The organism is Nocardioides sp. NPDC101246, assembly GCF_044767415.1.
In the GTDB taxonomy this organism is placed as follows: Bacteria; Actinomycetota; Actinomycetes; order Propionibacteriales; family Nocardioidaceae; genus Nocardioides.
Genome location: NZ_JBIWNX010000002.1, coordinates 76,655 through 90,604, shown reverse-complemented (window position 1 = coordinate 90,604; position 13,950 = coordinate 76,655). Strand labels below are relative to the sequence as shown.

At 69.1% G+C, this 13,950-nt stretch carries 11 protein-coding genes; 6 read left to right on the top strand and 5 right to left on the bottom strand.

What is annotated here, in order from left to right; all coding sequences use genetic code 11:
- Positions 1 to 148: 148 nt before the first annotated feature.
- Together ACIRON_RS03555 and ACIRON_RS03550 are read left to right on the top strand one after the other, a co-directional pair.
- Positions 149 to 1,678, top strand: a complete 1,530-nt coding sequence (locus ACIRON_RS03555) for an RNA polymerase sigma factor (protein WP_402989933.1) — start codon at positions 149 to 151, stop codon at positions 1,676 to 1,678.
- Positions 1,679 to 1,818: 140 nt separating this feature from the next.
- On the top strand, positions 1,819 to 3,786 hold the full coding sequence (locus tag ACIRON_RS03550) for an N-acetylmuramoyl-L-alanine amidase (RefSeq protein WP_402989052.1): 1,968 nt from the start codon (positions 1,819 to 1,821) through the stop codon (positions 3,784 to 3,786).
- Positions 3,787 to 3,983: 197 nt separating this feature from the next.
- Here the strand turns inward: ACIRON_RS03550 and ACIRON_RS03545 are convergent, their stop codons facing one another.
- Together ACIRON_RS03545 and ACIRON_RS03540 are read right to left on the bottom strand one after the other, a co-directional pair.
- The gene (locus ACIRON_RS03545; protein ID WP_402989049.1) at positions 3,984 to 4,469 is read right to left on the bottom strand and encodes a DUF456 domain-containing protein; all 486 of its coding nucleotides are present in this window, start codon (positions 4,467 to 4,469) and stop codon (positions 3,984 to 3,986) included.
- Between the two features lie 87 nt (positions 4,470 to 4,556).
- A complete protein-coding gene (locus ACIRON_RS03540; RefSeq protein WP_091046590.1) occupies positions 4,557 to 4,763 on the bottom strand; it encodes a hypothetical protein in 207 nt (68 codons plus the stop codon).
- 453 nt (positions 4,764 to 5,216) lie between these two features.
- Between ACIRON_RS03540 and ACIRON_RS03535 the strand changes: the two genes are divergently transcribed.
- Together ACIRON_RS03535 and ACIRON_RS03530 are read left to right on the top strand one after the other, a co-directional pair.
- The gene (locus ACIRON_RS03535; protein WP_402989046.1) at positions 5,217 to 7,211 is read left to right on the top strand and encodes a type IIA DNA topoisomerase subunit B; all 1,995 of its coding nucleotides are present in this window, start codon (positions 5,217 to 5,219) and stop codon (positions 7,209 to 7,211) included.
- Between the two features lie 8 nt (positions 7,212 to 7,219).
- Positions 7,220 to 7,630 carry a hypothetical protein gene (locus ACIRON_RS03530; protein WP_402989043.1) on the top strand — a complete coding sequence of 137 codons (411 nt, stop codon included), beginning with the start codon at positions 7,220 to 7,222 and terminating at the stop codon, positions 7,628 to 7,630.
- Between the two features lie 7 nt (positions 7,631 to 7,637).
- On the opposite strand, the gene ACIRON_RS03525 is transcribed toward ACIRON_RS03530, so the two are convergent.
- Positions 7,638 to 8,543 carry an RNA polymerase sigma-70 factor gene (locus ACIRON_RS03525; protein WP_402989040.1) on the bottom strand — a complete coding sequence of 302 codons (906 nt, stop codon included), beginning with the start codon at positions 8,541 to 8,543 and terminating at the stop codon, positions 7,638 to 7,640.
- 81 nt (positions 8,544 to 8,624) lie between these two features.
- Here ACIRON_RS03525 and ACIRON_RS03520 point away from each other — a divergent pair, with 81 nt between their 5' ends.
- Both ACIRON_RS03520 and ACIRON_RS03515 read left to right on the top strand, forming a co-directional pair.
- Positions 8,625 to 9,572 carry an NAD-dependent epimerase/dehydratase family protein gene (locus ACIRON_RS03520; RefSeq protein ID WP_402989038.1) on the top strand — a complete coding sequence of 316 codons (948 nt, stop codon included), beginning with the start codon at positions 8,625 to 8,627 and terminating at the stop codon, positions 9,570 to 9,572.
- A 25-nt stretch (positions 9,573 to 9,597) separates the two neighbouring features.
- A complete protein-coding gene (locus ACIRON_RS03515; RefSeq protein ID WP_256328618.1) occupies positions 9,598 to 10,050 on the top strand; it encodes a PaaI family thioesterase in 453 nt (150 codons plus the stop codon).
- A 41-nt stretch (positions 10,051 to 10,091) separates the two neighbouring features.
- Here ACIRON_RS03515 and tuf read toward each other — a convergent pair whose 3' ends face one another.
- Both tuf and ACIRON_RS03505 read right to left on the bottom strand, forming a co-directional pair.
- Positions 10,092 to 11,279, bottom strand: coding sequence for an elongation factor Tu (tuf, locus tag ACIRON_RS03510; RefSeq protein ID WP_402989035.1), 1,188 nt, complete (start codon positions 11,277 to 11,279; stop codon positions 10,092 to 10,094).
- A 390-nt stretch (positions 11,280 to 11,669) separates the two neighbouring features.
- On the bottom strand, positions 11,670 to 13,949 hold the full coding sequence (locus ACIRON_RS03505) for an FdhF/YdeP family oxidoreductase (RefSeq protein ID WP_402989032.1): 2,280 nt from the start codon (positions 13,947 to 13,949) through the stop codon (positions 11,670 to 11,672).
- Position 13,950 lies beyond the last annotated feature (1 nt).

The window sequence follows — 13,950 nt, the reverse complement described above, 5'->3', positions numbered from 1 at the left end:
TGGCAGAATGAATCTGCGGCTCTTGACGACCCCGGGCCCTGCCGCGCCCAAACTCAGTTTTTGTTAAGTCTCGACCAAGTTCGACGGAGAGGTGTTCGTGTCCTCGAACGCGCGCAAGATACCCGCTGAGGTACTCGCCCACCCTGCCGTGAAGGCACTGATCGACCAGGCCAAGCCAACCGGACGGGTCAGTCCCGACCAGGTCCGCCAGGCCAGCGAGGATGCTGCGGTCGAGCCCAGACACCTCAAGGCACTGCTCGGTCACCTGAGCACGCTCGGCATCTCGGTGGACCTCGGCACCGCCGTCACCGGCCGTGCCGCGGCGGCGACGACCTCGACCCGCAAGACGACCACGGCCAAGGCGCCGGCGAAGAAGGCCGCCGCCAAGAAGGCGGCGGCTGAGCCCGCGAAGCCGGCCACCGAGGTCGCGGCGAAGAAGGCCGACGAGCCCCAGGCGAAGAAGACGACCGAGATCGACGAGGACGGCGAGGAGATCGTCCTCGAGGACGTCGAGGTCGATGTCGACGACATCGAGGACGACGACTCGGACAACGACTCGGACAACGACACCGACGAGGAGACCCCGGTCATCCAGCTCGGTCCCGACGGCAAGAAGGTCCTGCCCGACATCCCCGACGAGCAGTTCGAGAAGGATGTCGCCGCCGATCCCACGATCAAGGAGGACGAGAAAGAGGCCTCGAAGCAGAGCTTCGTCGTCTCCACCTCCGACGACACCGACGAGCCCGAGCAGACCGTCATGGTCGCCGGCGCGACCGCCGACCCGGTCAAGGACTACCTCAAGCAGATCGGCAAGGTCCCGCTGCTCAACGCCGAGATGGAGGTCGAGCTCGCCAAGCGGATCGAGGCCGGTCTCTTCGCGGAGGAGAAGCTCGGCAAGGGCGGCAAGATCACCCCGAAGATCCTCGACGAGCTCGAGTGGATCGCCGAGGACGGCAAGCGCGCCAAGAACCACCTGCTCGAGGCCAACCTCCGACTCGTGGTCTCGCTGGCCAAGCGCTACACCGGCCGCGGCATGCTCTTCCTGGACCTGATCCAGGAGGGCAACCTGGGTCTGATCCGTGCGGTCGAGAAGTTCGACTACACCAAGGGCTACAAGTTCTCGACGTACGCCACCTGGTGGATCCGTCAGGCGATCACCCGCGCCATGGCCGACCAGGCCCGCACCATCCGCATCCCGGTGCACATGGTCGAGGTCATCAACAAGCTTGCGCGCGTCCAGCGCCAGATGCTCCAGGACCTGGGCCGCGAGCCCACCCCGGAGGAGCTGGCCAAGGAGCTCGACATGACCCCGGAGAAGGTCATCGAGGTCCAGAAGTACGGCCGCGAGCCGATCTCGCTCCACACCCCGCTGGGTGAGGACGGCGACTCCGAGTTCGGCGACCTGATCGAGGACTCCGAGGCGATCGTCCCGGCCGACGCGGTCTCCTTCACGCTCCTCCAGGAGCAGCTGCACGCGGTGCTCGACACGCTCTCCGAGCGTGAGGCCGGCGTCGTGAGCATGCGTTTCGGCCTGACCGACGGTCAGCCGAAGACTTTAGACGAGATCGGCAAGGTCTACGGGGTCACCCGCGAGCGCATCCGCCAGATCGAGTCCAAGACGATGTCGAAGCTGCGACACCCGTCCCGATCGCAGGTTCTGCGCGACTATCTCGACTGAACCTGGCTAAGATCACCCCGAACGCCTTCCCGGATCTCTGGGAGGGCGTTCGCCATTTCTGCAGACTCGCCCGCCACAACTGCAGAGTCGGCTAGGTTGCACGGGTCGGTTTTCCGCGTCCCGGGAGGTTTCTCGTGCCTATGCGTCTCTCACGTCCACACCGGCCGGCTCTGGCCGCGGCCGGAGCACTGCTCGGCGGTCTGCTCGTCGCGGTGCCGATCACGGCGGTTGCCTCCGCGTCGGAGCCCGACTGGAGCGCCTGCCTGGAGGGCACGACCGACCGACAGGCCGTCTTCGATCGGGCAGCCGATACCAGCGGGGTGCCGGCCGAGGTGCTGCTCGCGGTCTCCTACATGGAGTCGCGCTGGGATGCGCACGGGGATGCGCCGAGCACGTCCGGTGGCTACGGGCCGATGCACCTGACCGACCTGCCGGCCCTGGCGAAGGACACCGAGGCCCACCCCGACCCGCTCGGCAAGGGCGACGGCTCCAACCAGGCCCGCACCACTCGCCAGCGCGAGGAGTCGGTCAGGCTGGGAGAGGTCGGGACGCTGCGTACGGCCAACGACATCACCGGGATCCCGGTCACCGACCTGCGCGAGGACGCGGTCGCCAACATCTGTGGCGGCGCCGCCGTGCTGGCCGACTACCAGGAGGCTGCGGGCGGGGCCGAGAGCCTGGCGGAGTGGAGCGCGGCAGTCGGTCGCTACAGCGGAGCCGCCGACGAGGCGACCGCGCTCAAGTTCGCGCGGCAGGTGTTCGCGACGCTGAGCGCGGGGGAGTCGCGTACGACCAACGACGGCCACCGGGTCACCTTGGACGCGACGCCGGTCACCGCCAGCGAGGAGGCGATCGGACGGCTCGACCTCGCCGAGACCGCGACGGCGGAGACCGGTGCGGTCGAGTGCCCGGCGGTGCTCGGATGTGAGTCGCTGCCGGCGCCCTACGAGCAGACCGGCGACACGGTGGGCGACTACGGCAACCACGACCTCGGCAGCCGGCCCGAGGAGGGTTCGGTCGACTACATCGTCATCCACGACACCGAGACCTCCTACGACGGCACCGTGAGGCTGGTCCAGGACCCGACCTACCTCGGCTGGCACTACACGCTGCGCTCGGTCGACGGCCACGTCGCTCACCACATCCCCGGCAAGGACGTCGGCTGGCACGCCGGCAACTGGTACGTCAACAGCCACTCGATCGGGCTGGAGCACGAGGGCTACGCCGCCGACGGCGCGTGGTACACGGAAGCCATGTACCAGACCTCGGCCACCCTGGTCCGCTACCTGGCCACGAGCTACGGGGTCCCGCTGGACCGGGCGCACATCATCGGCCACGACCAGGTCCAGGGCGTCGCGCCGGCCAATGTCGCCGGGATGCACTGGGACCCGGGCCCCTACTGGAACTGGAGTCACTACTTCGACCTGCTGCGGTCGCCGATCAAGCCCGACCGGCACTCACGCAGCGAGATCTGGACGGTCAACCCCGACTTCGACACCAACACCGGCAACGTGATGACCGGCTGCACGGAGGCGGGCGTCGCGTGCCCGAGCGACAGGGGCACCAACTTCGTCAACGTCTATGCCGAGCCCTCCACCGACGCTCCGCTGCTGCCGGACACCGTCGTCGGCGGCTCCGCCAAGGTCTCCAACTGGGGCCCGCGCCTGGCGGCCGGGCAGAAGGTCGTGGTCAACGACCGGACCCGCCCGACGTGGTGGGGTGTCTGGTTCGGCGGCAAGCAGGGCTGGATCCAGAACCCCCGTGACGTACTCCTGCCCTCCGACGGCAAGGTCGTCACCCCGAAGGCCGGCGCCACCGCCAAGATCTACGGGACGGCCTATCCCACGCAGGCGAGCGACTACCCCGCCGGCGTGACGCCGCGGACGATCGCGCCGCTGCAGTACACGATCCCCGCCGGTCAGAAGTACGTCCTGGCCGATGCCAGGATCCCGACCGACTACTACAAGGCGAACAACTTCAACTGCGCCACGGTCGACGACGTCCCGGACTGCATCGTGATCACCGGCGACACGATCTACTACCAGATCTGGTTCAACCACCGGATCGCGTACGTCATGGCCGACGACGTCACGGTGACCGACGGCTGACCCCCAGCCGAGACCGCGGAAGCGGCGGGGGGGGGGGGGGGTGTGGTGGGGGGGGGGGGGGGGGGGGGGGGGGGGGGGGGGGGGGCGGGGGGGGCCGCCCCCCCCCCCCCCCCCCCCCCCCCCCCCCCCCCCCCCCCCACAACTACATTCTCGGCTCGCCACAACTACCGATTCGGCGGGCGGGGTCGGGGTCAGGGTCAGGTGAGGATGAGCCCGACGACCCAGGTGATGGTGGCGAGGGTGGCGGCGATGGCGTCGATCAGGATGAACAGGCCCATCGCCTTCAGGGCGGTCCAGGTGGAGGTCCAGGCAGCACCCGCGTCACCGCTGTGACGGCGCAGCTCGGCGAGGAAGACGCCGACGGGGAAGCCGACGAAGACGCCGACGACGGGGATCACGAAGAAGCCGATGATGGCCAGGATCGCGCCGACGATCTGGGTGGACAGCGGCATCCCGGAGTCCTTGAGGCGCTTGCCGGGGATGGCGTACTTGGTGATCAGCCCGATGGCGATGAAGACGGCTGAGATGCCGAAGATCACCCATCCGGTGGACTCTCCCAGCCAGATGGCCCAGCCGAGGATCGCGGCGGCGACGAGCAGCGCGCCACCGGGAAGGACAGGGACGATGATGCCGGCGATGCCGAAGGCGATGACCAGCGCGACGAGGACTTCGACGAGACTCACGGAGCGAACCCTAGCCCCGTGACCCCCTAGACGTGCCGAAGGCCCGGACCGTCGGGGTCCGGGCCTTCGGGGAGTAGATGGGTGGGGTCAGCTCTTCTCGGTGAGCTTGTGGGTCTCGTCGGTGATCGAGCTCGCGATCTCCTTGAGCTTCTCACCGTGCTCGCGGGCGTGGTGGGCGCAGAACAGCAGTTCGCCGCCGGAGTGGAGCTCCGCACGTACGTAGGCCTGCGCTCCGCACCGGTCGCAACGGTCCTCGGACGTGAGCGGCGAGCTGGTGGCAACGGCAGTGGTCACATCGGCCTCATTTCTGAATCATGATTGCGCCGGGATAACGTACGTGAGTCCAAGAAGATTCCCTAGCCTGGACTCTTACCGCGGTCGCACCTCTAATCCTTGCAGTTGTCGCTCCGGGTTGGGGATCCGGGTCGGACCTACCCCGCGGGACATCGCTGTCCGTGACAGACATTCTTACCTGTCGACCGACCATTTCGTGCATCGAAACCCACAAGTTCCACGTAACGGACCGATCACGACGTACATGTGCCGCCCGATGGCGCGTGGCCGGTTGCCGCGTGCCTGCGTGAGACCCGGGCGTGTCGCACGGTAGATTTCATCCGAGCAACACCCCCACGCAACACCCCCGCGAACAACGCAGTAACGCAGGAGCCGATCATCTCTGACAACACCTACAACGCCGCGCACCTCCTCGTCCTCGAGGGCTTGGAGGCGGTGCGCAAGCGTCCCGGTATGTACATCGGCTCGACCGACACCCGCGGCCTCATGCACTGCCTGTGGGAGATCATCGACAACGGCGTCGACGAGGCGCTGGCCGGAGTCGCCGGCCACGTCGAGGTGACGATGCACCCCGACGGCTCGGTGGAGGTCTACGACGACGGCCGCGGTATCCCGACCGACAAGGAGCCCCGCACCGGGCTGCCCGGCGTCGAGGTGGTCGCGACCAAGCTGCACGCGGGCGGCAAGTTCGGCGGTGGCTCCTACAACGCGACCGGCGGTCTGCACGGTGTCGGCCTCTCGGTGGTCAACGCGCTCTCGAGCCGGATGGACATCGACGTGGACCGCTCGCCGGCCCAGCAGGGGATGTCGTTCCGCCGTGGTGTGCCCGGTGTGTTCGACGGTGAGGGCCCAACGGCCGGTTTCACGCCGCAGAGCGGTCTGACCCGCAAGGGCAAGCGGGTCGCCAAGGGCAAGACCGGCACCCGGGTCAGGTTCTGGCCGGACCGGCAGATCTTCACCAAGGACGCCCGCTTCGAGCTCGAGGGGCTGCTCGGCCGGGCCCGGCAGACGAGCTTCATCGTCCCGGGGCTCGAGCTGGTCATCCGCGACCAGTCCGGCACCGGCGCCGAGGGCCCGGTCGAGGAGAAGTTCCGCCACGACGGCGGCATCGCCGAGTTCGTCGACTTCCTGGCCAAGGACGAGCCGGTCAGCGGCGTACTCCGTCTGCAGGGTTCGGACACCTTCACCGAGACCGTGCCGATGCTCGACGACGCCGGCCACATGACCCCGCAGGACGTCGAGCGTGAGCTCGGCGTCGACATCGCGGTGCGGTGGGGCAGCGGCTACGACACCGAGATCCGCTCCTTCGTCAACGTGATCGCCACCCCGAAGGGCGGCACCCACGTCAGCGGTTTCGAGAACGCGCTGACCAAGACGTTCAACGACGCCATGCGCGCTGCCAAGGTGCTCAAGGTCAACGACAAGGACATCGTCAAGGAGGACATCCTCGAGGGGCTGACCTCGGTGGTGACGGTGCGCCTGGCCGAGCCGCAGTTCGAGGGCCAGACCAAGGAGATCCTCGGCACCCCGGCGGCTCGCAGCGTGGTGCGCAAGGTCGTAGCCGCCGAGATGAAGGCGTTCCTCACCGAGTCGCGCGGAGCCCAGAAGCAGCAGGCCAAGCTGGTGATGGAGAAGGTGTACGCCGCCTCCAAGACCCGGCTCTCGCTGCGCCAGCAGAAGGAGAACCAGCGCCGCAAGAACGCCCTGGAGTCCTCCGCGCTGCCCTCCAAGCTGGCCGACTGCCGCACCACCGACGACCGCGCCGAGCTGTTCATCGTCGAGGGTGACTCCGCGCTCGGCACCGCCAAGGTGGCCCGCAACTCGGAGTTCCAGGCGCTGTTGCCGATCCGCGGCAAGATCCTCAACGTCCAGAAGGCCTCGGTCGGCGACATGCTGAAGAACACCGAGTGCTCCTCGATCATCCAGGTGGTGGGGACGGGCACCGGTCGGGGCTTCGACCTGGACGCGGCGCGCTACGGCAAGATCATCTTCATGGCCGACGCCGACTCCGACGGCGCCCACATCCGTACGCTGCTGGCGACCCTGTTCTTCAAGTACATGCCCGAGCTGATCGCCGCCGGCAAGGTCTACACCGCGGTCCCGCCGCTGCACCGGATCGAGATCTCCAACCCCAAGAAGGGGATGGACAAGTACATCTACACCTACTCCGACCCGGAGCTGCAGCGGAAGCTCGCCGAGCTGAAGAAGAAGAACGTCAGCTGGAAGGACCCGGTGCAGCGCTACAAGGGTCTGGGTGAGATGGACGCCGACCAGCTGGCCGAGACCACCATGGACCCGCGCCACCGGACGCTGCGCCGGCTGACGCTGGACGACGCCGACGAGGCCGCGGCGGTCTTCGACCTGCTGATGGGCTCCGACGTCGCTCCGCGCAAGGAGTTCATCGTCGCCGGAGGCGGTCAGCTCTCCGAGACCGACCTCGACTTCTAGGCGCCACGGTGGATCAGAAGGCAGCACGGACAGCCGCGACCAAGGCGTTCAAGGCCGGCGGCATGCCGCTGCGAAAGGGCCACCACCGACTCGGTGACCCGAAGAAGGACGACATCGTCTGGTACGTCGACCTACGCACCCAGGGTGCCGGACCGAGCGCCCCGCTGAAGTTCGAGATCGGCTGCTGGGTCGCCGCCCTCGGCCACCCGGAGCCCGAGGGCGGTCCGGTCGACTGTCCCTTGCTGCTCGATCGGCCGGTCGCGGCCACCACGCCCGCCGAGATCGGCGAGGAGGTCGGTGAGCTGGTGACGCTCGTCGGCGATCTCGACTCGGTCTCCGCGTTGCGCGACGCGCTCGCGGAGGGAACGCTGGGGCGGCCGCTGGTCGACCAGTCGCTGCGTACGTTGCTGGACGGCTGACGCCGGGTCAGCGCTCGGCCAGCAGGGCGAAGAGGTCGCCGACCTCGCCGAGGTGGCCGAGCTTGTCGGGGTTGAGGACGTTGTGCATGCGCACGATCCGGCCACCGTCGACGTCGAGCGCGATGACGCCCAGCAGCGCGCCGTCGGCACCGCGGGTGAGCATCGCCGGCTGACCGTTGGCGTAGGAGAGCTCCAGACGTACGCCGAAGCGCTCGCCCTGGCGCATGAGCCCGAGCAGGAAGCGGGCGACGGCGACGGCGCCCAGCATCGGCTTCTGGATGGCAGGAGCCCGGCCACCGCCGTCGGCGACGAACACGACGTCGTCGGCGAGCAGCCGCTCCAGGCCGGTGATGTCGTTCGCGGACAGCGCGGCGACGAACTGGGAGGCCAGCTGGTCGCGGCGCTCGCGGGACGGGTCGAAGCGAGGCGTGCCGTCGGCGATCCGTTTGCGGGCCCGGGTGAAGATCTGGCGGCAGTTGGTGGCGCTCTTGTCGACGATCGGGGCGATGTCCTCGTAGTCGTAGCCCAGCACCTCGCGCAGCACGAACACCGCGCGCTCGACCGGTGTCAGCGACTCCAGCAGGACCAGGAACGCGGTGCTGACGGTCTCGTCGAGCTCGAAGCGGTGCGCGGGGTCCTCGTCGGAGACCAGGATCGGCTCGGGCAGCCACGGCCCGACGTACTGCTCGCGGCGGTGGCGGGCCGAGCGCAGGGTGTCGATCGCGATCCGGGTGGTGACGGTGGTGGCGTACGCATCGAGGTTCTCGACGTCCCCGGTCTCCTGCGTGCTGCGGTGCATCCGCAGGAACGCCTCCTGCACGACGTCCTCAGCCTCGGCGACGCTGCCGAGCATCCGGTACGCGATCGAGAACATCAGCGGGCGGAGCCCGTCATGGGCGGTTGCGAGGTCCACGTTCGCAGGACCTTACGCCAGCTGTCACAGGAGCGCAGGTTGTTTCGTCGGTGGGGTCAACAACGACGAGAGGACAAGGAAATGCGTATCTTCATCGCAGGCGGAACCGGCGCGGTCGGCATCCGGATGGTGCCGCTGCTGGTGGCCGCCGGACACGAGGTGTACGGCTCGACTCGGCACGACGCGGGGCGCGAGGCCCTGGCCGAGATGGGCGCGACCGGGATCGTGATGGACCCGCTGAACGCGCAGAGCGTCCAGGACGCGGTGGCCAAGGCGGCGCCCGAGGTCGTCGTGCACCAGCTCACCGCGCTGGGCAGCCTCAGCGGCAACCTGAGGAAGTTCGACCAGGAGTTCGCGATGACCAACCGGCTGCGGACCGAGGGCACCGACCACCTGCTGGCGGCCGCCCGTGCGGCCGGGGTGCGCAGGTTCGTCGCGCAGAGCTTCGGTGGTGGCTGGGCCCACGAGCGCACCGGCGGCTGGGTCAAGGACGAGACCAGCCCGCTCATCGTCGACCCCGGCAAGGAGGCACGCGGCACGCTGGCCGGCATCCGCCACCTGGAGGAGGCCGTGACCTCCGCGACCGACCTCGAGGGCGTCGTGCTCCGCTACGGCAACTTCTACGGCCCCGGCAACGCCGCCTCGCGCGAGGGCGCGCTCGGTGAGATGCTGCGCCAGGGCAAGATGCCGGTGGTCGGCGGTGGCACCGGGGTGTGGTCGTTCGTCCACATCGACGACGTGGCTTCCGCGACGGTCGCGGCCCTGGACCGGGGTGCGCCGGGGATCTACCACATCGTCGACGACGAGCCCGCTCCGGTGAACCAGTGGATCCCGCTCCTCGCCGAGGAGGTCGGCGGCAAGAACCCGATGCGACTGCCGGCCTGGATCGCCCGGCCGCTGATCGGCGAGTTCGGGGTCGCGCTGATGACCTCGGTGCGCGGCTCCTCGAACGCCAAGGCGAAGCGGGAGCTCGGCTGGACGCCGTCCTACGTCACCTGGCGCGAGGGCTTCCGGACCGGGATCGGCTGATCCTGGTTATGGTGGCGCGGTGAAGATGATCGCGTTGCAGGACGAGTGGTGGCCGACGATGACCTGCTTCGGGTGCGGGCCGGCCAACGCCCAGGGGCTCCAGCTGAAGAGCTATCCGCAGCTGGACGGGAGCGTGACCGCGACCTTCCAGCCGTGGCCGCAGCACGACAACGGCGGCGGGTTCCTCAACGGCGGGATCATCGCGACCGTGCTCGACTGCCACAGCGCCGCCGCGGTGCACCAGGAGGCGTTCCTCAACGGCTGGATGCCTGCCGAGGGGGAGTCCCTGGCCTACGTCACGGCCGGGATCGACGTACGCTACCGACGGCCGGCACCGCTGCGGGAGCCGGTCACGCTCGTCGCTTCCACGAAGGACGCCAGCGAGGACCAGATCACCTCGCTGGTGCGGCTGGAGTGGGACGGGAAGGTCCGCGCCGAGGGCGAGGCGCTGTGGAAGCGCTGGCGCCCCCGCAGCTGAAATGGGAGACGGCCCCCACCAGGTGAGGGCCGTCCCATCTTCTAGTCGAGCAGCTCGGTCACGGTGCCGGCGGCGACGGTCTGACCGCCTTCGCGGACCGCGAAGCCGAGTCCGACGTTCATCGCGATCGGCTTCTCCAGCTCCACTCCGAGCTCGATCGTGTCGCCGGGCATGACCAGGGCGATCTCACCCAGGTCGATCCCGCCGGGCACGTCCGTGGTCCGGAAGTAGAACTGCGGCCGGTAGTCCGCGGCGAACGGGGTGTGCCGGCCACCCTCGGCGGTGGACAGCGCGTGCAGGTTCGCCCGGAACTTCCGGTGCGGACGTACGCTGCCCGGCAGCGCCACCACCTGGCCGCGACGGACCTCGTCGCGCTTGACGCCACGCAGCAGCACCGCCGCGTTGTCGCCCGCGTCCGCGGACTCCAGCGACTTGCCGAACGTCTCGAGTCCGATCGCCGTGCTGGTGAGCGTCGCGCCGAGGCCCACGACCTCGACCTGGTCGCCGACCTTCAGCGACCCGCGCTCGACAGCACCGGTGACCACCGTCCCACGACCGGTGATGGTGACGACGTTCTCGATCGGCATCAGGAACGGCTCACCGAGCTCGCGCTCCGGCACCGGCACGTAGTCGTCGATCGCGTCCAGCAGGTCACCGATCGCGGCCGTCCACTCCGGGTCGCCCTCCAGCGCCTTCAGTCCGGAGACCCGGACGACAGGTACGTCGTCGCCGGGGAACCCGTACTCGGAGAGGAGGTCACGGACCTCCAGCTCGACCAGGTCGAGCAGCTCGGGGTCGTCGACGGTGTCGGCCTTGTTGAGCGCGACCACGAGGTACGGCACGCCCACCCGGCGCGCGAGCAGCACGTGCTCACGCGTCTGCGGCATGGCGCCGTCCTGCGCGGAGACGACCAGGATGGCGGCGTCCACCTGGGCGGCGCCGGTGATCATGTTCTTCACGTAGTCGGCGTGCCCGGGCATGTCGACGTGCGCGTAGTGCCGGGTCGCGGTCTCGTACTCTACGTGCGAGATGTTGATCGTGATCCCGCGCTGCAGCTCCTCCGGAGCACGGTCGATGCCGTCGAAGGCGATGAAGCGGTTCACGCTCGGGTCGCGCTCCGCGAGCACCTTGGTGATCGCGGCGGTCAGGGTGGTCTTGCCGTGGTCGACGTGACCCATCGTCCCGATGTTGAGGTGCGGCTTGGTCCGCACGAACTGGCCCTTGGCCATGAGTGTTCCTTTGTCGATCAGTTGGTTTCGGGGTGAGCCAGGACCCTCCGGCAAGCCCTCACAGTGCTGTCACCGCGGTGAGGGGGCCGGTGCGGGCCACCCTCCTCCGCGGGTCCTGCGAGGCAGGAGGAGGGTCAGCTTCGGGCGCCGGTGCAATCGACTGACGGAGCCCACGTGGGAGCGCCCGTCAGGCTCTTGCCTGACAGGTCGAACTCGGAAACCACGCGGAACATGCGGATCACGATAGGCATCAACATCGGCCGCGGCAAAGTAATTCCTGCCGGCCGAGTCGGCGCGAACTGACGTGATTCATCGCCGAGTCGGCGCGTCATGACGCGCCGACTCGACGGGGGTTGTGGTCAGGATGAGCCGACTCGGCTGGATTTCAGGTCAGGATGAGCCGACTCGGCGCGGGGCTAGGCGAACCACGACCGACTTCGAGGTCGGGGTGCGGCTGCCGTCGGCGTAGGAGTCGAGCGGGATGAGGACGTTCGTCTCGGGGAAGTACGCCGCGGTGGAGCCGCGAGGGGTGGCGTAGGCGACGACACGGAAGCCCTCGGCGCGGCGCTCGCCGTCGGTCCAGACCGAGACGATGTCGACGGTGTCGCCGTCGGCGATGCCGAGCTCGCGGAGGTCCTCGGGGTTGACGAAGACGACGTGGCGCCCGCCCTTGATGCCCCGGTAGCGGTCGTTGTAGCCGTAGACCGTGGTGTTGAACTGGTCGTGGGAGCGCAGCGTCTGCAGCAGCAGGTGGCCCGGCGGAGCCGTGACCGCGGTCAGCGGGTTGGCGGTGACCCGGGCGCGTCCGGTCGCGGTGTCGAAGGTGCGCGAGTCGCGCGGGCCGTTCGGCAGCGCGAAGCCTCCGGGCACCTTCAGCCGGGTCTCGAAGTCCTCGAACCCGGGGACCACCGCGGAGATGTGCCAGCGGATCCGGGAGTAGTCCACGCCCATCGTGGCCCAGTCGATGCCCTGGTCCGAGCCGAACAGCGCCTCGCCGATGGCGCAGACGATGCCGACCTCGCTGCGCAGCTCCTTGGAGCCCGGAAGCAGGCGGCCGTGGGAGGCGTGGACCATGCCCATCGAGTCCTCGACGGTGACGTACTGCTCGCGGCCGCCGGTCTCGTCGCGCTCGGTGCGGCCCAAGCAGGGGAGGATCAGGCCCTCGCGGCCGTGGTGGAGGTGGCTGCGGTTGAGCTTGGTCGAGATCTGGACGGTGAGGCCGACGTTGGCCAGGGCCGCCGTGGTGACGGCGGTGTCGGGGGTCGCGGCGGCGAAGTTGCCGCCCAGGGCGAGGAAGACGTCGACGGCGCCGTCGCGCATCGCCTCGATGGCGGCGACGACGTCGAAACCGTCCTCGCGCGGTGGCGTGATGCCGAACTCGTCACCGATCGCGTCCAGGAACCGCGCCGGCGGCTTCTCCCAGATGCCCATGGTGCGGTCGCCCTGCACGTTGGAGTGGCCGCGGACCGGGCAGGCGCCGGCGCCGGGCTTGCCGATGTTGCCCCGCAGCAGCAGGAACGAGGCGATCTCGCGGATCGTGGCGACCGAGTTCTTGTGCTGGGTCAGGCCCATCGCCCAGCACACGATGACGCGCTCGCGGGACTCGACCAGGTCGGTGAGGGACTCGATCTCCTCCCGTGAGATGCCGCTGAGCCGGGTGATCTCGTCCCACTCCATCGCCGCCCAGGCCTGCGCCGCGACCTCGAACCCGTCGGTGTGCTCCTCGAGGAACGGGTGCGCGATGGCGTCGCGCTCGACGAGCAGCTTGTTGATCCCGGCGAACAGCGCGAGGTCGCCGTTGACCTGCACGGGCACGTGGACGTCGGCGAGCTGGGTGCCGACGCCGCTGACGCCGCGTACGGTCTGGGGGTTGCGGAACCGCCCCATCCCGGCCTCGCGCAGCGGGTTGACCGAGACGATCTTGGCGCCGTTCTCCTTGGCGGACTCGAGGGCGGTCAGCATCCGCGGGTGGTTGGTGCCGGGGTTCTGGCCGACCACGAAGATCAGGTCGGAGTGTTCGGCGAGGTCGTCGTAGGTGACCGTGCCCTTGCCGATGCCGATGACCTCGCCGAGCGCGGTGCCGCTGGACTCGTGGCACATGTTGGAGCAGTCGGGCAGGTTGTTGGTTCCGAGCTGGCGGGCGAGCAGCTGGTAGACGAACGCGGCCTCGTTGGACGCGCGGCCGGAGGTGTAGAAGACCGAACGGTCGGGGTCGGCCGCGCGCATGCGATCGGCGATCAGCGAGATCGCCTCGGACCAGGTGATGGGGGAGTAGTGGGTCTCGCCGGGGGCGATGTACATCGGCTCGGTCAGCCGGCCCTGCGACTCCAGCCAGTGGTCGTCGCGCTCGTTGAGCGAGGAGACCGAGTTGGCCGCGAAGAAGTCGCGGTCGACCCGCTTGCGGGTCGCCTCCCACGCCACCGCCTTGGCGCCGTTCTCGCAGAACTCGGCCGCCTTGCGATGGTCGGGGTCCGGCCAGGCGCAGGAGGGACAGTCGAAGCCGCCGACCTGGTTGACCTGGAGCAGCGTCTGCAGGCTGCGCCTGGGGCCCATCTCGCGCAGCGCGTACTCCATCGAGTGGGCCACCCCGGGAATCCCCACCGCGGCCGTCTCCGGCTCGTGGACGCGGAGGGTGGGTTCGGGCAGGTCTGTGGTGTGCTCGGTGCTCACC